Origin of the sequence: Sphingobacterium puteale (assembly GCF_050986225.1) — a bacterium.
In the GTDB taxonomy this organism is placed as follows: domain Bacteria; phylum Bacteroidota; class Bacteroidia; order Sphingobacteriales; family Sphingobacteriaceae; genus Sphingobacterium; species Sphingobacterium puteale.
Genome location: NZ_CP158959.1, coordinates 3,558,426 through 3,582,380 on the forward strand (window position 1 = coordinate 3,558,426; position 23,955 = coordinate 3,582,380).

Consider the following 23,955-nt stretch of genomic DNA (forward strand, 5'->3'; position numbering starts at 1 on the left):
ATAATGGTGCCGATTTGTTAACTTTTGGGGGCTGTTTTGTTAACACTTAGTAATTATTTTAAGATTGGATTTGTGGTAATTCGTTGTTTTAAAGATTCTTACGGTAAAAGGAGGGTAAATTACCAAATGCGGATTTAAAATATTTGCTGAATTGTTTCGGGTTTCCGAATCCCACTTCGTAAGCAATTTCTGCCATCGATAATTTCGAATTTTGAACGAGGTGCATTGCACGTTTAAGACGAATATGACGGATGTATTCCATCGGAGAATAGCCTGTAATAGCGAGTACCTTCTTATAGAGACCTACCCGTGTAATATTCATTCTTTTAGCAAGTAATTCCACTGAAAGCGAAGAGTCGTTAAGATCCCGTTCAATTTCTTTGACAAGCGATCGGATAAACTGTTCATCGGCAGATTCAATATCAGGCTGCACTAGATTGACATTGATCTGTTTTTTGTAGCGTTTTACCAAGTTTTGTTGCTGATGGAGTATTTGGGCCAACTTAGAGCGCAGCAGACTGATGTTAAAGGGCTTGTTTATGTAATCTGTTGCACCAGCTTGAAGTGCTTCTACTTCGATTTTCGGATTGACAACTGCGGTCACAATAAGTACTGGAATGTGAGCCAACTTTGCCTGACCCTTTATATAGCGACAAAAATCCAATCCGCTTTCGCCCGGCAGACTGAGATCTGTCATAATTAAATCAATCTGTTGCTTGCTTAGGATTATTTTAGCGTCAGATGCCGTTTTGGCAGAAGTAATTACATATTCCAAGTTCAATGTTCGCTCCATATACAGCAGGAAATCCACATCATCCTCCACCAATAAAATACAAGGCTTACCCGGGAGGGCATTTTCGTTCACTTCCGTGTTAGTCTCGATCGTATGTAAGGGTAGCTTTACATCAAATGTTGTGTATTTTTGATTACTGTTTAGTCTGATATTGCCACCCAAAAAATCCACATATTCCTTAACGATTGAAAGCCCGATCCCTGTACCCTGATTCAGTTTACCATTTGGAACTTCCAGCTGAAAATAGCGTTCAAATATACGAGATTGAAGAGCTTCGGGAATGGCAGCACCAGTGTTCTTTATGGTTATGTTTAACACTTTCTCTTTGTCTCCTACCTCAATGTTAGCAATAAAATCTACTATACCCGCAGCTGGACTAAATTTTATCGCATTGGAAACCAAGTTAAAAATAATGCTTTCAAGTTTATTCTTGTCAAACCATGCAGCGCTAGCCTGTGGGGCGACATTAACTTGGAGCATGACCTGGTTACTCTGGGCAAGCACGTTAAATGCATCGAGCTGCTCACGTATAAATCCCATTAGATCACCATATTCCTCATTCAGTTCCAGTTCACTTTTCTCCAGCTTTCTGAAGTCCAATAATTGATTGACCAATCTCAGCAGGCGATCCGCATTTTTCTTGATCAAATTGAGATCCGCTTTTTTATCGGGATGCTGTTCTTCATCCAACAATTGCTGTGTCGGCGTTAGAATTAAACTGATTGGTGTCCGAAATTCGTGGCTTATATTAGTAAAGAAGCGAGTTTTCAAGGCATCCAGTTCTTTGGCTTGTGAGGCTTGCTCCTGCGCGAGATAGAGTTGATTGCGTGTCTTGACCCGCAGTTTGGTCACATAAAAATAAGCCCAGAGTATGGCCAAAACCAATCCCGTATATAAAACAAAGGCCCAAGCCGAACGCCAAAATGGCGGTTGTACATCAATTGTCAGCAATAGCACTCCTTCGGACCAGCTGTTCGAATCGATCGCATGCCGTATGTACAATTTATAGGTCCGGCTATCCAGGTTGGTAAAATTGGCACGCGTCGTTCCCGGTTCAAAGTCAAACCATTCATCACTTAAACCCCCAAGCTTATATTGGTAGAGTCCGTTATGCTGTTGCAGATAATCAAAGGTGGACAGTTCCAGGGAGAGAGCATTGAGGTTGTGTGGGAGTTTCAATTCCTTCAGGTTATTCAGCGACTGATTGTAAATAACATGACCTGAAAATTCCTCACCTACTGCTATCCGCTTGTTGAAGAGATAAAGATTTGATAAAATGGGTAAAATCAGCTCGCTTTCCCCCCTGACTTTCGCTGGATCAATAAAATTAAAACCTTTTGGCCCGCCAAAGACAAGCCTTCCATCCCGCAATTTTAAGGCAGCGTTCTCGTTAAATACATTCCCCTGCAGTCCTAATTCCCGCGTAAAATTGCGGATGATGTACTTCTGTCCTTCGCCTTTGCCGACGATTTCTGAAAGCCCTTTGTTAGTTGAAGCCCAAATGTTCCCCTCATTATCCACCAATAAGGCCACTACAGCATCGTCGCTCAGACCATCCTGCTGTGTCAGATGGCTTATTTTTTTGTCACCAATGATATGTAAGCCCTCCTGTGTGGCCACCCAGATGCGACCGTTTTTATCCTCCTTTATATCATAAATCAGATTATTTTTAAGTTTCCTTGGCGAACTATCCGTATCAATATACGTAATCTTATCATCCGGCTCCAGTATCGCCAAGCCGGTTGCAGTGCCAATCCATAGTCGTTTTTTCGAATCTTCAAACAAGGCCGAGATATAAGTGTTCTTTAGGATTTCATTATTTCGTGTATACGTTTTTGAAAACTGCTCATTTTTTTTATCGAACAGATACAGACCGCTGCTAAGGGTTCCTACCCAAAAACGATGCTGGCTATCTTCATATATTTCCCATACGCTGTCATCATTCAGTTTTCCAGGTCCGGTATCACGGTGGAAAACTTTAAAATTTTTGCCGTCGAATCGGCACATGCCACCACGATAAGTACCTATCCACAGCTGGTTCATCTCATCCAGTAAAAGCGAAACGATCACATTGCTGCTCAAACTATTTGGATTGCCCGGATCATGTAGGTATTGCATGAAGGTCTTTTTATCGATATCATAATATAACAATCCGCCACCATTTGTGCCAATCCAAAGGTTACCCTTGCGGTCTTGCACAAACTTATTAACATCATCGTAGGGAAGCGATTTCGGCAGTCCGGGATAATTTTTGATTAGTGAGAACAATAATAAGTTGGGATGATAATAACTGATTCCCCCCTTGTACGTCCCGGCCCAGATAATACCGGATTTATCTCGATATAGCGATGTAATGCTATTGTAAGGTAGGCTCCGTAAATCATATTTATCACTGCCAATGAGCTGGATACTGTTATTCTTCTTGTCATAGACGTTGATGCCACCATGATCGGTCCCCAGCCAAAGCTGTCCTTTGTCGTCTTGCACGATATTACCCACAAAGGGATTGGACAGTTCTTTTTGAAGATGATGAATTTGCCAGTCTTTGGGATCAAGCCAGTAGACGCCAATGGGGATATCTTTTGAGAAGATCCAGATTGCGCCATCCCTGTCAGCAAAAAGATTATAATTTACCTGTTTATTTGCGATCGGGAGCATGAATCGCCTAGTACTTCGCAGCGACTCTGTATCGATCTGGCCGAACATACCATTTTCGTAGATGGCCCAGATCGTTTGCCCTTGACCGGTAATTATATCGGTAATTCTACTGTCCTTGGTCAGCTGAGGCACCCTGCGATACGTTTTCTTTAGGCTATTGTACAAAATCAGCGAACGATCGCTATACAAAAGGGCAAAGTTATGGTCATCCAATGGTCTGATGGAATAGACATCCTTGACTGGGACCTTCAGGGTAGCCAGTATAGAATCGATCTGTTGAATGATAACTCCAGATCGCTGATCGTAAACATTCATCCGGTTGGCTGCACGAATCCAAACATTCCCTTCGGGTCCTTCAAAGATTGCCGAAATGACATTGCCACTCAATCCTGAGCGTTTACTGGCAGTGTACCTAAAATTTGTGAACTGTACACCATCAAATCGGCTCAATCCAGCTTCTGTACCAAACCAGAGGTAGTTGTATTTATCCCTAAAAGCACAATTTACATGATTATGGACCAGTCCCTGGTCAGATGTTAAGGTCTTAAACGCATAAGTACTGACCTGGCTTAAAGCCGTTGACTGTCCTAGCAAGAGGAAAAGAAATAATTGTAGATACGCGTATAAAAAGGGCTTGAGCTGCTGCATTGGTTATGATATCCCCAATGATACAAAAATTGCGTAAATACAGCAAATCTCCCTTCTTTTTTTATCTGGCGCTAAAGAATATCATACAGCCCGATTGACCTTTTCTCATTGTAGGATAGCGAATGTTGAAACGCATAGATACTGATTAAAATTAAAAAAGCCTATATCCATTCTTTTTAGTAGGAATGACACCTTTTTCGTCGCTCAGAAAATATTTCCCATGGTGCATATCAGTTTCTTTTCTTCTTTTCTTTCACGATTGCCTTGGACAAAGGCCGCGTATCCGGGGTATTTGCAAAAGCGTTTCCTTCTTTTTTTAATTCTTTTTCTTCTTTCTTTGCGTCGTCTAAGCTTTTCTTAGGTCCATTGTCATTTATATTCATAATTTTACGCTTGATGTTTAGTGTTTTATATGCCGTGCCGATCACTTTTATACATAACAACAGCAAAGTTAAAATCGTTGATATTCCAACTAAAAAGAGCCCTAAAAATTCATATAAAACAAGCATTCTTATTTTCTATATTTGAACAAATTTTTAAAATGAAGAAGAAGAAAAAAAAGATTGTGCTTATTCAGGATAATGAAGATATTCTCAATATAATGGACGAAGTGCTGGAAGATGAAGGATTTGATGTCACTTCATCTTTGACCACTGAACCCATAGAGAAAATTGATGAGATTGATCCCAATCTTGTCATAGTTGATGAGCATATCAAGGGGACTAAAAAAGGATCCAAGGTGATTGAAGAACTGAAGTCCGACCCCGAAACCGAGGATATTTCGGCGGTATTAACTTCTACAGCTGTTGATTTACCGGCCAAAGCAAACGCCTGCAAAGCAGATGATTTTATCGAAAAACCTTTTGATCTCGATCATATGGTTGATGTCGTGAAGAAAAATTCATGATCATCCCGCTAGACGCGTTTGCTGTTCATTGCCTTGGCCCATTTTGTCCGTTTACAGCGTGGGCAATGCGGCATACCATCGATTATTTGAGTTAAGACATTGCCGCAATGCATGCAGGCGAAAGGCCCTTCATTCATATTGATATCCACTTCCTTATAGGAAGAAGGAAAAAGAGGGAGCCCGTATTTGGTTTCTTCGTCCGGGTAAAACAGCACACTCATGGTTCCATCGACCTCTAGCACACCCTCCTTAACCTGACCTAAGTGCTCTACATTCAGATTTCGTAGTTCCGAAAAAAACTCCATGCGTGAAAAGGTATTGTCATTCTCATTCTTGATATCAAAAACACCGTCTTTAACCACCGGCAGTACCTTCCCCTCTAGCATCTGGGCTACTTTTTCTGATTTTGATGTAATCCAAGTGATCATTTTATAAATGGCTATTACACAGATAAAGACAACGACAGCATAAAAAATCGGAATATCTTCCTGAAACATAGGGTCGCCCGCTGCGGATCCCAGCCCAATGATAATCGCTACCTCAAAAAGTGTTAACTGTCGCACCCCTCTCCTTCCGGACAGTCGTAATATCGTTAATATAAGCAGAAACATGATAGCCGAACGAAGGCCTATTTCGAGCAAAAATGATGTATCTATGCCATCCGCAAAAATTTTTTCCAAGTTGATCATAACTCAAGAACAAGCAATTGATCCATTCGTTTTGCGTTAGTACACTATTATGCGATAAATCTTACGCAGAAGGTCGTGCCTACATTCAATTCACTTTCGACGGTAACTTTAGCAGCAAGGCGATCAGCAATGCGCTTTACGATGGAAAGACCGATTCCAGACCCTTCAAAACCCTGGGAGTTAGGCATACGTTTAAAAATCTCGAAAATGTTGGCCCCATCCCGGATGTCTATGCCTATTCCGTTGTCTTTAATATAATAGCAGACCGAGTTACCCTGTTGTTGGCTATAAACCTCCACTCGTGGTTGATCTTTCTTGCTGCTATACTTAATCGCGTTTCCGATCAGGTTTAGGAACAACTGGTACAATAAAGTCCGCTCAGCCTGTATGGGTAAAGTTTGACCCAAAACAAATTCCAGATGCGGCACATCAAACTGCTGCTTGCAACTTTCCAGGATATTCAAAATTTTTAATTTGGGATCTATTAGCTCGGTTTTGATGGCCACGGAATTGGACTGTGTCAATTGGTAGACCTTATCCATCATTTCGCTGATCAGTGTCGTCGCATCCATGATATTGCTTGCCATTTTACGCAGTAAATCTTTGGGCAGATCATCCTTTAAAAGCATCATCTGTGCCGCAAGTTTAATGGATGACAATGGATTTTTAAGATCGTGTGTCAATGTATATCCGAATGTATCCAAAGCGTTATTTGAGCGCATTAGTTCCTTATTGAGTTGCGCAATCTCACCTCCTCTCTGTGCGATAGCTTGTTGAGTTATTTGTGCAACTTTTTCTACAAAAGCAATTTCGGACTTACTCCACTTGGTGGATTTACCCTTCATAATTTCACGCCATGCTTCAAAGGAGGTCCGCGGTGACGGGAATTCTACCTTCCTTTCGGAATCATACTGATAGATCTTCTCCGGTTTGCCTGCCCAAACATCCTCGTATACATGTTCTTTTCGGAAAAGATAAATGTACCAGGTATTGCTGGGCAAAATATTTATTCGAATAATCCCCGGGAATATGGTAGATTCCATCGCTTCATCTACATCATAAACAAAATTTGATGTGGCAAATAGCTCATTGTCTCCCAGTTGATCCAGATGGCGATCAATTTGCTGTTGAAATTGCTCCGTTGGAACATCGCCCCAAGTTTTGAAACCACCGTCATGTTTTATCATCAGTCCATCGGCTACCGCGAGTTCCATGATCTGCGGAGCAAAGCGCTCCAGGACCACTGCTATATCGTGATTTACGAGTAATTCAGATTTTAGATCGCGCTCCATGACGCCCATTATCGTTTGTGCAACAAGATTTTCTCTCTGATGTTCTGAAAGGTAATAATTTATTGCATATTGTGTCAAAAATGCGCATAAATGTCGTTGGGCTAGGTCCACATTAAGCGGTTTACGATTCTGGCAAGCTACTAATCCCCAAAGTTTTCCTTCAATAACGATGGAAAAACTTGCGCTGGCAAGTACTCCCGAATTGCGTAAATATTGCAAATGTACCGGCGATAGTGCCCTTAGGCTACAGCGGGTTAGGTCAATCTCGGTCGCATCACGTCCCTGTACAGATATTGTGGGAGCATCGATATCCGCTACATGCCGCGCAAGAAACTTGGTGTAGAGTGCCCTTGCCTGTGCCGGGATGTCAAATTCCGGATAGCGATAACCTATCAGTGAGTCCATATCGTCGGCCAACGATTCGGCGATAACCTGGCCGCTATTGTCCTCCTGAAAACGATAGACCATCACGCGGTCAAAACCAATGATCTGCCGGATCAGCACCGTTAATGACTGCCAAGCATTGCCATGCTGCTCTTCTAAATATTTGGCATAATAAAATAAACGGGTTGCTTTTAAATGATCCTCATTACATATTTCGATTTCAAGATATGTTTTCCTGTCATATCGATAGATACTGAGGTAATAATCCACTTCCTGGACACGTATCCGCTCCACAAAACGAACGAATATCTTACCATTGATCTGCTTGTCAATCTCCACGAGATTCCATTCCACCTCCGTCGACAATAGCGGGAGTACCCGGCTCATTGGCAATCCCAAAATATTCTTCATTGGTGTCCCTAGGAGTTCAACTAGATTTTCACTTGCCGCGATACATCCACTGTCATCAAAAATAAATAAGAAACCAAAAAACTGAATCTTACCACATAGATGAATCTCCTCTTCATGGCATTCTATCTGCCGCATACTGCTAATTTTTAGTAATTAAATCTGCTCATAATAGGAATTCTTCCAAGAGATATTTTGCCACAAATAGTTAAATCCTGCACCCCTCTTCAAACAAATCATATTGATCGCTAAATATATCAAAAAAATATTTATCTGAGTTGAATCAAACGATTGTTTTAAATCCTATTATTTTTCAGAATCTTGCTTTTCCTGTTCCAATAGTCATACTCACTAGCTTTCAAACTGAAAAAAGCCAAGTTGGAAAGGAGCCTAGCTTTAAAAAAACCTTCATGAATGGACAAGCATTTCCGCTAATAACCAACAATACTCAGCTAAAACTGTTTGAAATAATTTCATTTGGTTCAAAAATTGCCAAAAGAGCAGAAGAATAAGTTGGATAATTAAAAAACAAATTATAACAAACGAATTCTCGAAATAACTTGTTATTTAATTAGTTTCACTAAACAAATAGATATATGAATTTGAACAAAACATTTTTCGCATCATTAGCGACCGCAGCAATCTTATTTTCATGTAACAATCAAACACCACAGGAAAAAGCAGCCGACAGCATGGAACAAGCAGAGGACAAAGCTGCTGATGCGAATGAAGAAGCGATGAAAACTTCAGAAGATGCAGCGACTAAAGATGCTGAAGCTGTCGTTTATTCAAATAAGGCTGCGGCCAACGCTGCAATAGCGGCCGTGCCTGCCCCTACACTATCCAATGATAAGGCAAAAGAGCTATATACAAAATTAGGTAAAACTTGGGTAGACCGTATCAATGCTGACACGCACGAGAAAGCAGTAGATAAAGAAAAATCATTGTTGGATATTAAAAATGAGATCGAGAAAGACGCGGTGGAAGGAAAAATAACAGCTACGGACAAAGATAATATCATGAAATATCAGTCCGATTGTTTGGCTGCAATTAAAGCGGCGCTTTGATAACTCAAACCACACTAGACAGCCTTAGAAAGGATATGGAGAATCTTACTATAAAATCTCCATATCCTTTTTTTTAAAACGTCTTTTTACTTTTTAAAGAGATTCAGACGAGTACACCAGGAAAAAAATGCTGTGAGTGTACGCTCATTCAGACCCTTAAATTCAAATATCTTGTGTGGATGAGGAATAAGGTTTGAGTAAACACCGTCATGGCAGAAATGTATAAGCGGTTTTGTTGTTAAGATGTCCTGCTCCGAGAAGCTGTTGTTGTCCAATGAAATAATACAATCTGCACTTCGGTAGTTGTGATCCGTCGGTGTATATGAACTCTGAATTGAAACTTCATTTCCGTTGTCCCAGAAAAAGCCTGCGATATCATAGGTCAATTCCTCCTGTTGTTTATTTTCTATTACTAAATAATGCATGGTTTACTATTTCATGTTAAAGCCCCTTTTTTCCCTGCAGCCAATAGCCGTGGTGCTTGATACGCGCATTGGTCTGTGTTTTTATTACCCTTCTAAGGTTTTGCACTGAACTTACATTTCCGGTAAGCACAAAGTAAGCGTCGGACCAATCTTCATTTTTGAAAAGCGGTAAATCCTTAATCTGATCCGGATGTGCAAACACGCTTGATTTAGGAAAGACTATGCAGTTATCTAGACCAAGGTACTCCGGAACAGCGTTGTTTTCGGCGCCCAGTTCAAAAAGAAACAGGTAACTCTTTTTTTGCGCTTGCATCACCGGCAAGAAAGAACAGGCCAATGCCAGTGACGTTTCGTCTCCAAAGAATACGATTTTCTCCGCCGAATGGTCATAATACTTTTGTTCAGTCCGCGGTTTGTTGAGTGCGATGCGATCACCTATCTCCAGCTGATCCATAAAATCACTACCACAACCATGACCATGTATATGTGCAATTAATTTTAAGTTGTCTTTTTCGCTGTTTATCTCAGCGATTGTATATCTTCGAGCATCGGTATCTGAAACACGTATGTCAAAAAAAGCACCGACCGAAAACTGCAATTTTTCAAAGTTCCCCTGTAGGCTAATGCGTTTGACCGAAGTAGACAAGTGTTCAATATGACTTACCTGAACATCGGGAATTTGAGCTATGAAAAGATTCAGGGTATCAAAAACCCATTTTGGAGCGCTTGGCATAATCATCTGTTTTTATTCAATACAAAGAAAGCCAGCGAGGTCAGCATAAAAAAGAATGGATAGCTGTATTGATTGGACTAATCGCGGTTTTTGCTACGGAACGTTTTGGCACTCATACCACAAATTTTGGTAAATAAGCGGGAAAAATAAGGGTAATCTTCATAACCCAATTCAAAAGCAATCTCTTTGACTGATTTGTCGGAGTGATAAAGCAATCGTTTGGCTTCTAGGATTACGCGTTGCTGTATATGGTAGGAAACGGAAAAGCCGCTCACGTTTTTCACACATTCGTTAAGATAGGAAACAGAGATATTAAGTTTGGCAGCATATTCAGCAGGCCGCTTCAAGTTCTGAAAGTTCTGTTCTAAGGATAGGAAAAAGGCCCTATTGATCCGTTCAAACCGTGATAGTGATTCTGCTGTTTTGCTATATTTCAAGTACATGGAAATCAGCAGCGCAATCAGCGCATTGCAGCTGTCCCGCAGTGAGGAAGAATATAATTTGTCTGTTGTCCGCCCATAAAATTCAATGCAGAGTTTATAGCTCTTCTCAATAATATCAAGATCTTCCAATCCAATTTCCAACGGCTCTAAAGGCGAGATGCTCTGCAAAATATTGAGGTAGTCGGCCGGAATATTTTCGTTGCTAATGATCAGCATAAACATTTCGATATTTTCCACTTTCAAGGCGCGATGCACCTGGTTGGGAGATTGATAAAGAATGGTAGGTTTATCTGTGCGGTACTGCTTGAAATCTATTTCCATGACTGTGATACCACTCTTCTGTAAAACAAAGAAATGATAATCGTGCCGATGTGCCTGCGTCGTTTCTTCATCCTCCCAAAAAGTGTCGGGTGAGACTTTCGCAATAGCAATACCATTCCCAAATTCTTTGGGCAACGTCCTAACAGGAATGTCTTTTTTGTGTTGCATTCTTCAATTTAACAAGCGAAAAGCACGCTAATTTTTAAACAGCTTAAAAGTATTAAATTTACTTATTATAACATGCCATAGAATAGCAAATTTTTGGAATAGCAAATATGAATCTATTGTCGGGCGAACCTGAATGCAAAATTATCCTTCGAAGTTGCTCCGAATTGCGCATTTTTAGCCAACCCACCGCATCGAACTACAGCCAGAGGAGAACGTTTTATTAAAATGAATGCGAAAGACTAATGTTTATGCGGGCACCATTTCCTTTTACATAATTCATATTGTTAGATTGCCATTGTGAGATTACTGTAAAATAGTCTTTATTAAAAAGATTCTCCACCCCCATTCGAAGCAGCGTCCTGCGATTAATTTCATAGCTTGATGATAGATTAATGATGGTGAAAGATTTTATAGGACCGGTACCATAACTGTACAAACCATTGACGGGCTCAAAACGATTCCGTCCTGTTGTACTGACCATCTGAGTTGTCACTGACCATTTAGATATTGGATTGATCGTAGCAAAGGCTGTAATCTTTGGTGGATTGATACGATCTCCGCCAAGATATATTTTAGTGCCCTCTGTCAGCTCACGCTTTCCCTCAGTGTAGGAATAACTAGCCCCGAGATCAATCATCGGATGTATGCGATAGTTGGCTGACAATTCAAAACCATATATTTTCTCCGGAGATCGGGCTATCTGCGGATTTCCGTCTACAAACACATAGGATGCGCCCAATGTAGAGTTGCTATAATAAGCTGCCGCTTCATAAGAAAAACGGCCTATATCACCTGAAACCCCAGCTTCGTAATTATTCGCTTTTACGGCCTTGATGGATGTATTACTTACTGTATTTTCTTTTGCAGCGCGTAAGACGAGTCCTAAGTCAGCTACACTAAAACTTTGTGAAAAGCTAACGAATGGCTTGAACGCCTGTATTTTAGTGTAACGAAGCCCTGCATTGAGCATTAATGCCGTAAAATTCAGTTGACCGGCATTGACCTTTGTTCCCCCACCGACATAATTTCCATTCACCGAATTTAAAATTCCAATAGTGGTATAGGTGGGTACATCGATATGGACATTTTCCAGTCTACTGCCCGCTTTAAAAATGAGGTATTGTCCGAATGTTGTTTTGACCTGAAAATAAGGGGCCAGATTACGCATATTCATATCAGGGATTACGGTACGGCCGTCCGTAAGTATTGTATTTGTTTTATCCGACAAGACGTCTACGCCATAGGTAAGCTGGCTCATGACCTGATCAGACCAATGATAAGGGGTATTAAAATTCAGACGCAGGCCCAATTTCTTGCTGCTGATACTTGGTTGTCCATTATCTTCAAAGAAATTGCTATAATTAATCAAAGTCTTATAATCCTGAAAATAAACATTGGCTTCCAGATCTGTTGTTCCAATTAATTCCTGTGCTGTATATTTTAAGCTCGCATTATGATTATATGGGGTTCCTTCCGGCGCCCCTGGTCTATCGCCCGGAATGCCAATTGTAGGCGAATTGGGATCGCCATATTTACCGGCCTTTGCAATATAGTCTGTATATTGCGTGCTCTTATAAAAATTGTACATCATCTCCAACCGGCTATCGGAATTGATATTATAACCAATTTTGGTAAATGCATTCCAATTTTTCAGGTCGTTCATTCCGTATTCTGGCGATAATGCATGACCGTCAGCATCCTTGTACAAACCCGTTTGCTCAAACCTGCCACTCACGACATAGTCCCAATGGCCCTGATGTCCACTAAAAAGTTGGCCGAGATTATAACCACCTGTCTGTCCGGGCTTAACAAGGGAAAAGTTGGTACCTATTTCTGTGCTTCCACTAAATGCTTTGTCCGGTCGCGCTTTCTTTGTGATATAATTGATCAAACCACCGTCGGCCCCATTGCCGTAGATTGCTGTTGCCCCTTTTATGACCTCGACACGCTCAATCACACTGGGATCCAATGCGCGGATATCGCGAGCGCCATCACGCAGCGGGGTTGATTGCGGAATACCGTCAATCATAACCAGCACGCGTCTGCCGCGAAGCGTTTGCCCCAAATTTTGGGTACGATTGGTCGAGAACCAAGTCCAGGTACAGTGGAGGCCAATATATCACTAAGATTGCTGCTGACACTACGCTGTGCATCCAACTGTTTCTGTGAAAGAATTGTCACTGATGACGGCACCTCATCCAATGACTCGACCCGTCTCGATGCAGACACCACGACTTCATTGATCCTGCTATTCCCCTGCAAAGTAAACGATATAGGATAATTTTCCTTGGGTTGAACTGTAATCAAGGTATCGAGTGTCTGATAACCTATTAAACTCAATTGGAGGCGATAAGAGCCAGCCGGTAACGCTGCCGAAAATTTGCCAGACAAGTCCGATTGAAGTTTACTTTGCCCAGCTATCCGAACAGTAACGTGTGCTAATGCATCTCCATTTTGTGCGCGTACCGAGCCCGTTAAGTAATCTTCCTGAGCATGAAGTACAGCGGTAGACAATAATAAGATCAAGAAAGTCGAATAAAGTGGTTTCTGAAGCATAGTAGTGTGGCTTTCTGATATGGATTTATAGCTTACAGATCAAATTGTATACCCAGATTTGCCATTGTTCCCGTTCCCTTGATGTAGTAGCGGCCTTCATTGGTCGCGCCACGTACCTCGGCATGGATGGGGTAATAATCCGCATTGAATAGATTATTTATAGAAAATAAAAAGGTGAACTTTTGATATTTGTATCTGGTTTGGACGTCGACAAGGTCATAACCCGAAATTGGGTATTTTCCATAGTTATAAGCTTCAGCCGGAAAAACATCCCTTCCACCCAAATGCAAGTATTGCAGATATACATTCCATTGTTCTGTCAACTTCACATCAGCATTTAAATTGATTTTGAACGGCGAAATAATTGAGTTGTCCAGCTTGTCTTTATAATTGCCCTCATTTTTCAAATCCTGGCGGCCATCCATATAGCCCAGTACTGTACCCAGGGACAACCATTTTACAGGTTTTACATTGGCGACAAACTCCAGCCCATAAATACGTTGCGGCACCTGAGAAAGTTCATAATTACCCGGTGTTGAAGTCTCGGCGAATGTAGTACCTTTCTTAGAAGTACTATAATAACCGGTCAGCTGATAGTCCCAAATGTCCAGCTTACCATTGAAACCCAATTCGAAATTATTGACGACAACGGGCTTGGGGTCGATCTGGCTCAACGGCACACCATTGCGCAGGATAAGGCCGACATCACCAATGGAATATCCCTGCGAAAATGAGGCAAAAGGCTGGGCATAATTATATTTATTATACCGGGTCGAAATGTTAAACACAAAGGCATCTGAATTATTATTTTCACCCGGAGTCAGTTTGCCATTTTTGGTCAGATCCCCGACTTTGAACCTTATATTTTCATAGCGTACCCCGCCTTTTAGAATCCAGTCAGTACCGATGTTTATTTTGCTCTGAAGGTAAAAGGCCAGGTTGTTCATGTTCATATCAGGCGTCACTAGCTCATCTTTCAGTGTTTTCTGTACCGTATGGTCTTTTAATAGATCCATGCCATAGATTAGGGACATTTTGGAGGATGCGTCCAGTTGAAATGGAGTGTTGAAATTTAGCCTTGCTCCTTTGTGATCCGAATAGTTTTGATTATAGGTTTCAAAGACCGTATTCATGTCTTCATAATACAGGCTCAAATTTGCGGCTGTCTTACCATATTGACCATCATACTTTACATGCAATGCTTTGTTGTAGGGTGTACCGCCATTGATGACTGTATCGGATGGAATACCGATTGCCGGCGATTCACCAAATTTACCTGTCGTGCCCACGTACTTGCTATCTTGCAGACTACGATAGTAGTTGCCCATAAACTCTAAACGATGATCCGGAGTGATCTGATAACCGATTTTGGCTAGCGCATTATAAGACTTTGTTTCACCCAGCCCATAAAACGGACTGGCCACCGCTGCATCTGAGCTTCGTACTACACCAGTACGCCCGATCTTTCCTTGGACGACATAATCCCATCGGTCGATCTGTCCGGAAAAGACCTGTGCAATATTGTAACCATAGGTTTCGCTTGGCTTGACCAGGCTCAGAGAATTATTGAGGTAAGTTGACGAATTCAGTTTTTTGCCCGTTTGAGGTTTTTTGGTGATATAGTTGATCACACCCCCTGCGGCACCATTACCATACATCGCTGTCGCACCATTGACCACCTCGATATGGTCTATTGCGCTGGCATCAATCGTACGCAGATCACGGCCCCCATTGCGCAAGGGAGTAGACTGCGGGATACCATCTATCAGTACCAGGAAATTACGGCCACGGATCTTGGCGATAAAATTATTCTGGCTTTCTTCGCTCGGCGAGATACTAGGCACTTTTTGCATCAGGATAGAAGGCAAATTATCGTTTATCTGGCGCTGTTGGTCAAGCACTTTACCTCCGATATAGGTGACCGAGGATGGCACTTCATCAATATGTTCCGCCAAGCGGCTGGCTGTGACGACTACCTCATCCAGATTACGTTGCTCTGCCGTCAGGGTAATCGTTCCGAGGCTATGCTGCGCATCAAGTAGTTCAATATCGCGGGATACACTGCCAAACCCTACCGCACTCAAGGTTAGGTGGTATTTCCCGTAATTGACATCTGTTAACTCGAAACGCCCCTCTTTGTCGGACTTGACACTTTTGACGCCATGTAGCCGAACATGTACGTTCGCTAAAGGAGCGCCTTGTGCATCGACCACCAGACCCACAACCGATCCCTTCTGTTGCATCTTATGAGCAGATAGATCATAATGAGATTTGCATTTAAATCCGAAATCCGTGGAGGCTGATGAAGATAACGAAAAAGAACAGCATAATAATGCGGCTGTGATTTTAGTCATGCCATACGGATTGACTTTTCTTGTTGGTAAAGGTGTGGTAGATAATTCTAGCGCCATTTAAATTCAAAATAATAACGGGGCCAAATATACATTATTTTAAATAAATCTAAATAACATGATTCGTTTTACGCGCAAATTCAAATAATTTTTTCACATTTTGGTTCTTTTATAAATTGTGGTTGGCTTTTTCGATCTGGATATAACCATAGAATTAAGATAAGGGCACCTGTTGTGAAAACTTTATCTGAAGGAAGCATCGCGAAATTTAAACTAAATACAAGCGTAAAGAATGAGCGTATATTTTTGGTTCATCTTCGGCAGATTATGAAGCAACTGGACAAATCTATAAAAGCTTTTTATGCGGCATTACAGCGAAACTTGAAAAAGATTCCCGATTTACGCAATAGCCTGACAACTGGAACTAAAAAGCATTATTACTTACCGACATCGAAAACTATTATTCCGCAAAAGCGCATAGCCGTCTTGTCAAAGTGCCCTGGGAAGAACATTATCTTCGCTCGAGTATGGTTTATAAACAGGAATAATAATACCATGCAGGAAGGAACAGTAAAATTCTAACCAATAAAAGGTTTCGGTTTATTTTCCATGATTGCGCATCGCTTTTATGGCCAGCGCCGCTGCCATTCCACCGATAATATACCAGGCGACGGTCATTATTTTTGTGCGTTCGGTCTTTTTTATCGGTTTGGCATCGAGTCCGGCCTGCTCCGGGATTGTCAATGTCGCCAGCCCGACGACTGTCCCGAGCAGCGCTCCGCGAAGAAGGGTATGTTTATCGCCGCCATAACCGATCATGCTGTATAACATCGCATTTGAAGCAACATCAGCACCAAAGGTAGCCGCTACTAGGGCATTTCCCTTTGGTGGTTCAAATCCGGCAGCACGCACCGTCTTTTTCATTGCCTCCTCACCTATTTCATCAATTGCCGGCGCTTTGGCATCAAATCTTTTTGCTGCGCTGTGGATCACATTGAGGATTATCGCTCCGATTAGTCCACCTAACATATTCTTGTTAAATACATTCATTTTATATTCTATTAGTTCTCAACCTCCTGTACATTTGGAGGCGGATTACTTTAAGAACATCGGATGACGCAAAATAGTTCAGATTGCATTGCACTATACGGACCAGAGTGTATCTCCTATAAGAGTTTAAAAAGGCAGATATTTTTCGGGCAGCTGATCAGGTTTATATTGTTTTTTGAAGTTTACCTTCCAGCTAAATAACAGGAGTAACAGGAAACTGACAGCGAAGAACAGACTCCAACCATAGGATCCTATTTTCCAGGTAAGCGGCAACAAAATAAGGATAAATGACATCAGGATCCAGATCAGGATTTTTTTCCATGAGTTTCCATGGGTGAGGCTAATGGGATAACTTGTGCCATGCCTACTGATGCGCTCGTGTAAAGCCGTCACAAAATTACTATAAGCCATCCTATTGGCTTTTACCGAGGCAATATCTATTTCGTTTGTCTTAGGACGTTCGAGTTCTTCTCCGTCCCTTTCGATAAAGAACGTCACGCTCTTAAGATGGATATGTTTCCTGTCTTTAAAATAAATATCGATGGTATGCCATGTAATATCCGAAAGCCCTAAATGAATTTTATGGATGTCTTCATAATAAAATTTATGTTGTTCTGTCAGACCATTTTTTGTCTGCACTTTACAGTATATGCTATCTTCGTGCAGATAACAGCTGATCCGTTTTCTGTTGCGGGCGATGTAGTGATAGTATATGGGAAATGAATGCTGCATAACCTATTTCCTTCGAAAATAATAAATATTATACTGATTACCGAATGGCTTTCCTGGCATTGGATATTTTTGATCAATATTCCTGCTGGGCTTATTGTTCTACTGTTCAGCAAGCGATTGTTGCTCAAGGGCGATACGAAAAAAGGAAAGATTGACCTTACCTGCGCATTGTTGGCCATCACTGGCCATTCGCTATAGTGCACTTCATTCCTTCTTTTTGGGCATAGCAAACGGAGACATAGACAGGAGATACCCAAGCGTTGTATATTGAAATAGAAGAATGCATATCGTCTATTGCTTATTGATCGTCCGCAAGGCTTTTTTTATGATGTACTTTGTTTCTTTGGTATCATTCTCTTGTTCCCAACGTTTGCAAAGTTGCTGAACAAATGCGGGCTGCGTTTTACTTGCATCATTTAACCAATTCCCCACACTATCCCGTACATATTTTGCTTTATCGGATTTTAACCGATCCAATATAGGCAAACCTAATTCAGGATGTTGTTTGAGCATTTCAATATGTTCGCACCAAACTCCCCTGGGCCGGGTTGCTTCCGTTGTAAATCTTCTTATATTTTCATCTTGATCTGATGTCCAACCGGAAAGCAGATTGATGCTTTCATCAAGATTTTCAGCAATTTTGGCTCTCACGGCCAACCAACAGATCTCTCTTACGCCAAAATGTTTATCCGCCGCAAAAGGCCGAATCTGTTTTAGCGTTTCGGAAAGGTTCAGATTTTTATTTTTTCCGATTGTATACGTTGCCCAGCAGCGAACAAGGTCAGCACGATGACCTGACAGGACTGCTAAAAACTCATTATCATTATTTTGCATCGTTTGCTCAAAAAGCCCTATTCCGATAGCCTCGTTTACCGTATTTACGGTTTGCTTTTTCAGCTGGTCAATTTTTATGCGAAGAGGGCTTAAATAGGCTGATCTTCCATTTTGTGCAAGTAGATTTTCCAATAAAAGTTTTTGGTCTACAGCCAACCATTCCACGAGGTTGACCGTCTCCATTTCTCCACGATTTAATTGTTCCAAAATATCTCTTGGAATATCTTTCGTGCTTCGCTCTCCTTTTCTTTTCATGTCGTTTACAATTGTTCTATCAATTCCTTAATATCTAATCTATTCATGTAATTGGTATCAGCAAACTTGTAGGTAATTTTACCGGTTTTATCTATGACAAAAACAGCCGGAACGGGCAGTTCATTATTATCATTTCCGTTATAATCCGATAGCTTTATTCCCAAATCACCATAAACAGGAATCACATAATCCTGGAGCTCAAAAGAGATACCAAGCCGTTTGGCCAAGGCATTATCTTCGTCCGTCAATACGTCAAAATCCAATTGATAATTGCGTTTTAATTCGTTGCTATAATCTCTTGCTTGCGGGGAGACGGCGACGAGGGTTACGTGCTTATCAGTAAGCTGTTTCAGATTGTGTTGTAAAGCTTTTAATTCGAGATTGCAATACGGGCACCAACTGCCACGAAAAAAAGCTACAATCACTTTTCCTTTCCTCAAAAGCGTATGTAGTTCCACAATTTCATTGGCCGTATTTGGCAGGCTAAAATCAGGAAATATATCGTTTATGCCAGCACTGTTTTCTTCGATATTAATGATGTTCAAATCCGCAATAGATTTAGAGAATGCCGCTAAAACTTCCGTGGGTAGTTGATTGATCAAGTTTTCGTTCAGTTCTTCAATTTGATTTTTTAAATTTTTCATATATTGTTTTATATTTTTGCAAAGTTTTGAAAGTAAATTCAGAACTGCAATACCGCATATAATTATCCCTATGGGATAAAAAAGTCAATTTTATGAAATTAGAGGAAAGAGCAATAGAAGAAAAAATCTGTCCATTGGAATTTGCCGTTAATACGATCAGCGGGAAATGGAAAATCCCGATTGTATGGCGAATCAATGAAGGTGAGAAAAGACCAAGCGAAATGCTACGGGGTATCGCCAAGGTAGACAGACGTGTCTTAAACCAGCAGTTGAAAGAATTGGAGCGGGACGGAATTTTGTATAAAAAGAACTTTAATGAATTACCACCACGTGTCGAATATTCACTTACACCACTGGGCGAAAAATTAGTATCGGTACTTTGGAAATTGAACGATTGGGGAAAGCTTTTAATTGCTCAATAGCCAGTTCAGAAAAAACCTTTAATTTTTGGGGGCACACTTGGTCTACCTTCAATCGTCATGCGATTCGAACCGTCCACTTCCTTGCTCAATGTTGATGCGAAATACGATTAGCGAATCACGGAGTTGCGGGTTTATTGCATGCGCAGGGTGGCGTCCCGGTTCATTTGTATTGGGCATAATGTGCAAGATCAATCCTTGCATGACCTGCTGTCGCTCCATATCGCTCAGCTCTTCAAAATTTCCCCACAGAATGACACTTTTCCACTTGAACATACTCTCTATTTCGTCAACCTGAAAACAAACCCGAGGATTTGCACGTAGCATTTCAATTTTTTTACCCTCTCCTGCCTGAGCATATATCGCATTATTATGGTAAACATAGTTAACCGGGACAATGTACGTCTCGCCATTCACATGGCAGCCTATCCGACCTATAAACTTGCTCTCCAACAAAGTGATAATTTCTCTTTTACTCAATTCTCCTAACATATTGATTCGTATTAAATTATATAAAAACTCTAGCTATGCTCTCCTCATGAGCTTGTAAATTTCAAACCAAAGTACAGATACACCTGCAACGGCAAGAGCAATCGCCAGTTCAGATCCACTGAGCGCTGCGACCTCAAAGAAAGCAGCAACTGGCCTACAATACAAGATGACAAATAGCAAGATCAATACAACTAAAGAAATCCCCAACAATAGAATATTACGATTTTTAAAGCTTTCGATGATACTATAATAGAAGGAGCGGTTGGCATAGCTCAATAATATATTCGAAAAGATCAGGGTACAGAACACCATCGCCCTTGTTTTTTCCTCGCTCCCGCCGTGCTGGACAGTAAGCTGGTAACTAAATAAGACCCCAAGCGTGATCACCACCCCTTGGATGATGCTTATGCCCAGTTCCCTGATACTTAAAAAAGTCTTCCCCATCGCCCTTGGAGGTTGATTCATCGTATTTCTTTCGATAGGTTCATTCTCATAAACGACAGAACAGGTAGGTCCCATGACCAGTTCCAGAAAGATCACATGTACAGGGGTAAATATCTGCGGGTAGATCCACCCCAAAAACAAAGGCAAGGATACTGTCAGAATGATGGGGATATGAATGGAAATAATATACTGCACAGCCTTTTTGATGTTGGTATAAATCCGGCGGCCGGCAGCGATACCAACGATAAGTTTTTGCAAATCATCGTTGGTGATGACCAGTGCCGCCGCTGATTTGGCGATCTCGGTTCCCTTTTTTCCCATGGCCACACCAATATGCGCTGCTTTTAACGCCGGGCCGTCATTTACCCCATCTCCGAGCATGGCCACAACCTCACCACTCTTTTTCAATGCATTGACAACCGCAAGTTTGGCTTCTGGAAACATTCGGGTAAATAGCGTGGTCCGCTCAGCCAGCTTAATAATATCATCTTCGGTATTCCCAATGATTTCGCTACCATTTACAGCCGGCGTACCGTTGACAATTCCTGCTTGCAATGCAATCGCGTTTGTTGTTTCAGCGTTATCGCCAGTAATTACCTTTACCTTGATTCCGGCCGTATAGATTTGCTGAAAGACCTCCCTTATCCCCTCTTTGGGCGGATCATAGAACACCGTGAGCCCTAAAAACTCAAACGTAAAATCTTGCTGTTTTGCAGGGAAGTCATTTCCTTCAAAATGTGATTTGGCAACAGCCAAAATCCGATATCCTTGCTGAGCAAAAGTTTTAATCACCGCCCTTATCTTATCTCGATCGGTATCGGAGAGCCGTGAAACGCTGAGTATTGATTCGGGAGCGCCCTTGGCCGCGATGATCCGCTGCTTTTCGTTATTTTCAAAAAGGTGTGTCATCATCGGCGGCTTACCTTCCAGCGGATATTCATGAAACAGCTGATAACTCCTTCTTAGATCATTTTTTTGTGTTTTTTCGTATATTTTATGCAATGTGATCTCCATGGGGTCAAAAGGCACTGGCTCGCTGCTCCACATTGCATAGTCAATAAGTTCATGAAGTGCTTCATGCTCAAATTCAGCTTCAGTATAAACCCTGTCGGAACGATAATCATACAGGCTTTTTAATTGCATGATATTGGCTGTAATGGTACCTGTTTTGTCGGTGCAGATGACAGTGGTACTCCCCAAGGTCTCGACGATACTGCTCCTTTTTATGATAATGCCTTCGCGCATGAGCTTCCATGCCCCCAGGGCCATAAAAGTCGTAAATGCCACAGGTATTTCTTCGGGTAATATGGACATTGCCAAGGTCAGCCCATTGAGCAGACTCACTACGATATTGTGCGTATCGAGGTAACTAAACAGGCAGACGAGCAGGAAAATAACAATTCCGACGATTGCCATTGCTTTCACAAATTTCTGGATCTGGATCTGCAAGGGCGAGATCTCTTCTTTAATCGTTCGTATGGATTCGCCAATTTTGCCTACGCGTGTTTCTTTGCCTATCCTTTGTACCTGAAAGACAGCTAGTCCCGACACTGTTATTGTGCTGCTATAAACGAAATTATCGGCTGTCGTACTATCCTTGAACACGGAGAAGCTCTCTCCAGTGAGTGATGACTCGTTGACAGAAAAGTCGTTGCTGTGTACGATTACTCCGTCCGCATTAATCATGCGTCCCTCTTCTGTGATACAAAGATCGCCTACGACAATTTCCCGCGTAGGAATCTTGACCACCTGTGCATCCCGGATGACCACACTCAGGGGCTCATTGAGTTTTTCAAGCTCTTCCAACGCTTTCTTGCTACGGTTGTCCTGATAAAACGAGATCGCAGTGACCGCCACGATCGCCACCACCATAAAAGCTGCCTCAGCATAGTCGCCCACAATTACATAGATCAGTGAAATAACTATCAGTAAGATCAGCATAGGCTCTTTTAAAATACCCAGCAGCAACTCCATCCAGGTACTTTTATGAGTTGTCGTCAACAGATTATACCCATATTTTGCCCTCGCCTGACTTACTTCGTTCTGGCTGAGACCTTTAAGATGATTGGGGATATTATACGTCATAAAGTGGATATTAAACTGTTAAAACTAGAACCTGGGGAGATACGTGAGCGCAAATCGATCATCTATTGAACAATCTGATTGGAGTTTTCGCTGGCTTTCATAATAAATTTATTTTATGGTTTGACACATCAAAGTTAGATTTATAATAATTTTCAGACCATGATCACTGCTATTGGTTGTCATGATCCTGATCACTTTATTTCCAGCAGCAGCAATACGATCTGATCCGGAAGCAGCAGATTTTCTACTTTTATCTACTGACTGTATAAGAAACAATATTTTTCAAAATATGTTCTTCAAGAGGATATGCTAAATGAACAATGATTTAAATACATTTAGTTTGAGTAACGATATTTCACCTTGCGCACCGTTCCATTTCAAGGGTTCCATATTCAGGATGATCTTAGCTATTTCCGCTTTAGAAGGCATACTTTCATTCGCGGCATAGTATCTATCCAGACTGCTGAGAAAAGTGTCCTCTTTCAATAATCACTTTTTTTTGAACGATATTGTTTCGAGTACTGTTTATTTTGAAATCAAACTCATAAGCATATGAAAAGAATATTTCTGACCCTAGCAATTGCATTATCGATTGTTGCTGTCCAAAGTTGCGGCGGCGGTGCAAAGAATGACAGTAAGGAAACGGCAGACAGTATCAACGAGGAAAAGTCGCCTGAAAATATGGATGATAATCAGGCGGCTGCGACGCCTCTGTCAGTCAGCGAAGAAGATGCTAAATTTGTCACTGAAGCGGCAAATGGCGGGATGGCCGAAGTAGAACTCGGGCAGTTGGCACAGCAAAAAGCACAGCATGCCGATGTCAAAGCCTTCGGAGAAATGATGATCAAAGACCACAGCAAGGCCAATGACGAACTGACTACACTCGCCCGGGGAAAAAACATTACTGTCCCAGCTACAATAGGCGCTGAACAGCAAAAAGTAAAAGATGATCTGGCTAAAAAGACGGGAAGAGAATTTGACAAAGCCTATATCGATGATATGGTGGAGGATCACGAAAAAGACGTGAAGCTTTTTGAGGATGCCAGTAAAAATCTGAAAGATGCCGAATTAAAGGCATTTGTGGATAAGACCCTACCGACTTTGAGGACACATCTGGAGCACAGTAAAGCGGTAAAAGACAAATTGAAGTAATAATA

Annotated in this window: 24 protein-coding genes; 7 read left to right on the forward strand and 17 right to left on the reverse strand. The window is 41.5% G+C overall.

From position 1 onward, the window contains the following. Nucleotides 1-88: 88 nt before the first annotated feature. On the reverse strand, nucleotides 89-4,099 hold the full coding sequence (locus ABTV71_RS15190) for a two-component regulator propeller domain-containing protein (protein WP_433900111.1): 4,011 nt from the start codon (nucleotides 4,097-4,099) through the stop codon (nucleotides 89-91). A 230-nt stretch (nucleotides 4,100-4,329) separates the two neighbouring features. Beyond that, on the reverse strand, nucleotides 4,330-4,608 hold the full coding sequence (locus tag ABTV71_RS15195; protein ID WP_433900112.1) for a hypothetical protein: 279 nt from the start codon (nucleotides 4,606-4,608) through the stop codon (nucleotides 4,330-4,332). A 32-nt stretch (nucleotides 4,609-4,640) separates the two neighbouring features. On the opposite strand from ABTV71_RS15195, the gene ABTV71_RS15200 reads away from it, so the two are divergent. Further along, nucleotides 4,641-5,006, forward strand: a complete 366-nt coding sequence (locus tag ABTV71_RS15200) for a response regulator (protein WP_183078794.1) — start codon at nucleotides 4,641-4,643, stop codon at nucleotides 5,004-5,006. Between the two features lie 8 nt (nucleotides 5,007-5,014). Here ABTV71_RS15200 and ABTV71_RS15205 read toward each other — a convergent pair whose 3' ends face one another. Next, nucleotides 5,015-5,695: a DUF421 domain-containing protein gene (locus ABTV71_RS15205; RefSeq protein WP_433900113.1), complete on the reverse strand. Its 681-nt coding sequence runs from the start codon at nucleotides 5,693-5,695 to the stop codon at nucleotides 5,015-5,017. Between the two features lie 47 nt (nucleotides 5,696-5,742). Continuing rightward, complete coding sequence (locus ABTV71_RS15210; protein ID WP_433900114.1) at nucleotides 5,743-7,917, reverse strand: ATP-binding protein; 2,175 nt, start codon at nucleotides 7,915-7,917, stop codon at nucleotides 5,743-5,745. 140 nt (nucleotides 7,918-8,057) lie between these two features. Here ABTV71_RS15210 and ABTV71_RS15215 point away from each other — a divergent pair, with 140 nt between their 5' ends. Both ABTV71_RS15215 and ABTV71_RS15220 read left to right on the forward strand, forming a co-directional pair. Next, nucleotides 8,058-8,291, forward strand: a complete 234-nt coding sequence (locus tag ABTV71_RS15215) for a hypothetical protein (RefSeq protein ID WP_433900115.1) — start codon at nucleotides 8,058-8,060, stop codon at nucleotides 8,289-8,291. 84 nt (nucleotides 8,292-8,375) lie between these two features. Then, on the forward strand, nucleotides 8,376-8,846 hold the full coding sequence (locus ABTV71_RS15220) for a hypothetical protein (RefSeq protein ID WP_121126161.1): 471 nt from the start codon (nucleotides 8,376-8,378) through the stop codon (nucleotides 8,844-8,846). Nucleotides 8,847-8,932: 86 nt separating this feature from the next. On the opposite strand, the gene ABTV71_RS15225 is transcribed toward ABTV71_RS15220, so the two are convergent. The 6 genes from ABTV71_RS15225 to ABTV71_RS15250 all read right to left on the reverse strand — a co-directional run bounded on the left by ABTV71_RS15225 (nucleotide 8,933) and on the right by ABTV71_RS15250 (nucleotide 15,903). Next, nucleotides 8,933-9,271, reverse strand: a complete 339-nt coding sequence (locus ABTV71_RS15225; protein WP_433900116.1) for a hypothetical protein — start codon at nucleotides 9,269-9,271, stop codon at nucleotides 8,933-8,935. A gap of 16 nt (nucleotides 9,272-9,287) precedes the next feature. Next, nucleotides 9,288-10,004: an FAD-binding oxidoreductase gene (locus ABTV71_RS15230; RefSeq protein WP_433900117.1), complete on the reverse strand. Its 717-nt coding sequence runs from the start codon at nucleotides 10,002-10,004 to the stop codon at nucleotides 9,288-9,290. Nucleotides 10,005-10,081: 77 nt separating this feature from the next. Then, the gene (locus ABTV71_RS15235) at nucleotides 10,082-10,936 is read right to left on the reverse strand and encodes a helix-turn-helix domain-containing protein (RefSeq protein ID WP_433900118.1); all 855 of its coding nucleotides are present in this window, start codon (nucleotides 10,934-10,936) and stop codon (nucleotides 10,082-10,084) included. Between the two features lie 220 nt (nucleotides 10,937-11,156). Further along, nucleotides 11,157-13,001, reverse strand: a complete 1,845-nt coding sequence (locus tag ABTV71_RS15240; RefSeq protein WP_433900119.1) for a TonB-dependent receptor — start codon at nucleotides 12,999-13,001, stop codon at nucleotides 11,157-11,159. Continuing rightward, a complete protein-coding gene (locus ABTV71_RS15245; protein WP_433900120.1) occupies nucleotides 12,962-13,492 on the reverse strand; it encodes a carboxypeptidase regulatory-like domain-containing protein in 531 nt (176 codons plus the stop codon). The genes ABTV71_RS15240 and ABTV71_RS15245 overlap by 40 nt, the downstream gene beginning before the upstream one ends. 32 nt (nucleotides 13,493-13,524) lie before the next feature. Further along, entirely contained in the window at nucleotides 13,525-15,903 is a 2,379-nt protein-coding gene (locus ABTV71_RS15250; RefSeq protein WP_433900121.1) for a TonB-dependent receptor, read from the reverse strand. Between the two features lie 174 nt (nucleotides 15,904-16,077). On the opposite strand from ABTV71_RS15250, the gene ABTV71_RS15255 reads away from it, so the two are divergent. Continuing rightward, nucleotides 16,078-16,425 carry a hypothetical protein gene (locus tag ABTV71_RS15255; RefSeq protein WP_433900122.1) on the forward strand — a complete coding sequence of 116 codons (348 nt, stop codon included), beginning with the start codon at nucleotides 16,078-16,080 and terminating at the stop codon, nucleotides 16,423-16,425. Nucleotides 16,426-16,443: 18 nt separating this feature from the next. Here the strand turns inward: ABTV71_RS15255 and ABTV71_RS15260 are convergent, their stop codons facing one another. Then, nucleotides 16,444-16,893, reverse strand: coding sequence for a hypothetical protein (locus ABTV71_RS15260; RefSeq protein WP_433900123.1), 450 nt, complete (start codon nucleotides 16,891-16,893; stop codon nucleotides 16,444-16,446). 126 nt (nucleotides 16,894-17,019) lie between these two features. Then, entirely contained in the window at nucleotides 17,020-17,625 is a 606-nt protein-coding gene (locus tag ABTV71_RS15265; RefSeq protein WP_433900124.1) for a hypothetical protein, read from the reverse strand. Here ABTV71_RS15265 and ABTV71_RS15270 point away from each other — a divergent pair. Next, nucleotides 17,617-17,823 (forward strand): hypothetical protein, encoded by a 207-nt coding sequence (locus ABTV71_RS15270; RefSeq protein ID WP_433900125.1) that lies wholly within the window; start codon nucleotides 17,617-17,619, stop codon nucleotides 17,821-17,823. The two genes, ABTV71_RS15265 and ABTV71_RS15270, sit on opposite strands and share 9 nt — an antisense overlap. A 93-nt stretch (nucleotides 17,824-17,916) precedes the next feature. Here ABTV71_RS15270 and ABTV71_RS15275 read toward each other — a convergent pair whose 3' ends face one another. Further along, entirely contained in the window at nucleotides 17,917-18,714 is a 798-nt protein-coding gene (locus tag ABTV71_RS15275; protein WP_433900126.1) for a DNA alkylation repair protein, read from the reverse strand. 5 nt (nucleotides 18,715-18,719) lie between these two features. Next, nucleotides 18,720-19,358 (reverse strand): peroxiredoxin-like family protein, encoded by a 639-nt coding sequence (locus ABTV71_RS15280; protein WP_433900127.1) that lies wholly within the window; start codon nucleotides 19,356-19,358, stop codon nucleotides 18,720-18,722. A 92-nt stretch (nucleotides 19,359-19,450) separates the two neighbouring features. Here ABTV71_RS15280 and ABTV71_RS15285 point away from each other — a divergent pair, with 92 nt between their 5' ends. Continuing rightward, on the forward strand, nucleotides 19,451-19,780 hold the full coding sequence (locus ABTV71_RS15285) for a winged helix-turn-helix transcriptional regulator (RefSeq protein WP_121126181.1): 330 nt from the start codon (nucleotides 19,451-19,453) through the stop codon (nucleotides 19,778-19,780). 48 nt (nucleotides 19,781-19,828) lie between these two features. On the opposite strand, the gene ABTV71_RS15290 is transcribed toward ABTV71_RS15285, so the two are convergent. The 3 genes from ABTV71_RS15290 to ABTV71_RS15300 form a co-directional block, all read right to left on the reverse strand. Next, nucleotides 19,829-20,269 (reverse strand): pyridoxamine 5'-phosphate oxidase family protein, encoded by a 441-nt coding sequence (locus ABTV71_RS15290; RefSeq protein WP_433900128.1) that lies wholly within the window; start codon nucleotides 20,267-20,269, stop codon nucleotides 19,829-19,831. A 33-nt stretch (nucleotides 20,270-20,302) separates the two neighbouring features. Next, nucleotides 20,303-22,798 carry a cation-translocating P-type ATPase gene (locus ABTV71_RS15295; protein WP_433900129.1) on the reverse strand — a complete coding sequence of 832 codons (2,496 nt, stop codon included), beginning with the start codon at nucleotides 22,796-22,798 and terminating at the stop codon, nucleotides 20,303-20,305. 309 nt (nucleotides 22,799-23,107) lie between these two features. Beyond that, entirely contained in the window at nucleotides 23,108-23,284 is a 177-nt protein-coding gene (locus tag ABTV71_RS15300; RefSeq protein WP_433900130.1) for a hypothetical protein, read from the reverse strand. 66 nt (nucleotides 23,285-23,350) lie between these two features. Between ABTV71_RS15300 and ABTV71_RS15305 the strand changes: the two genes are divergently transcribed. Further along, complete coding sequence (locus ABTV71_RS15305; RefSeq protein ID WP_433900131.1) at nucleotides 23,351-23,950, forward strand: DUF4142 domain-containing protein; 600 nt, start codon at nucleotides 23,351-23,353, stop codon at nucleotides 23,948-23,950. The last annotated feature ends 5 nt before the right edge of the window (nucleotides 23,951-23,955 follow it).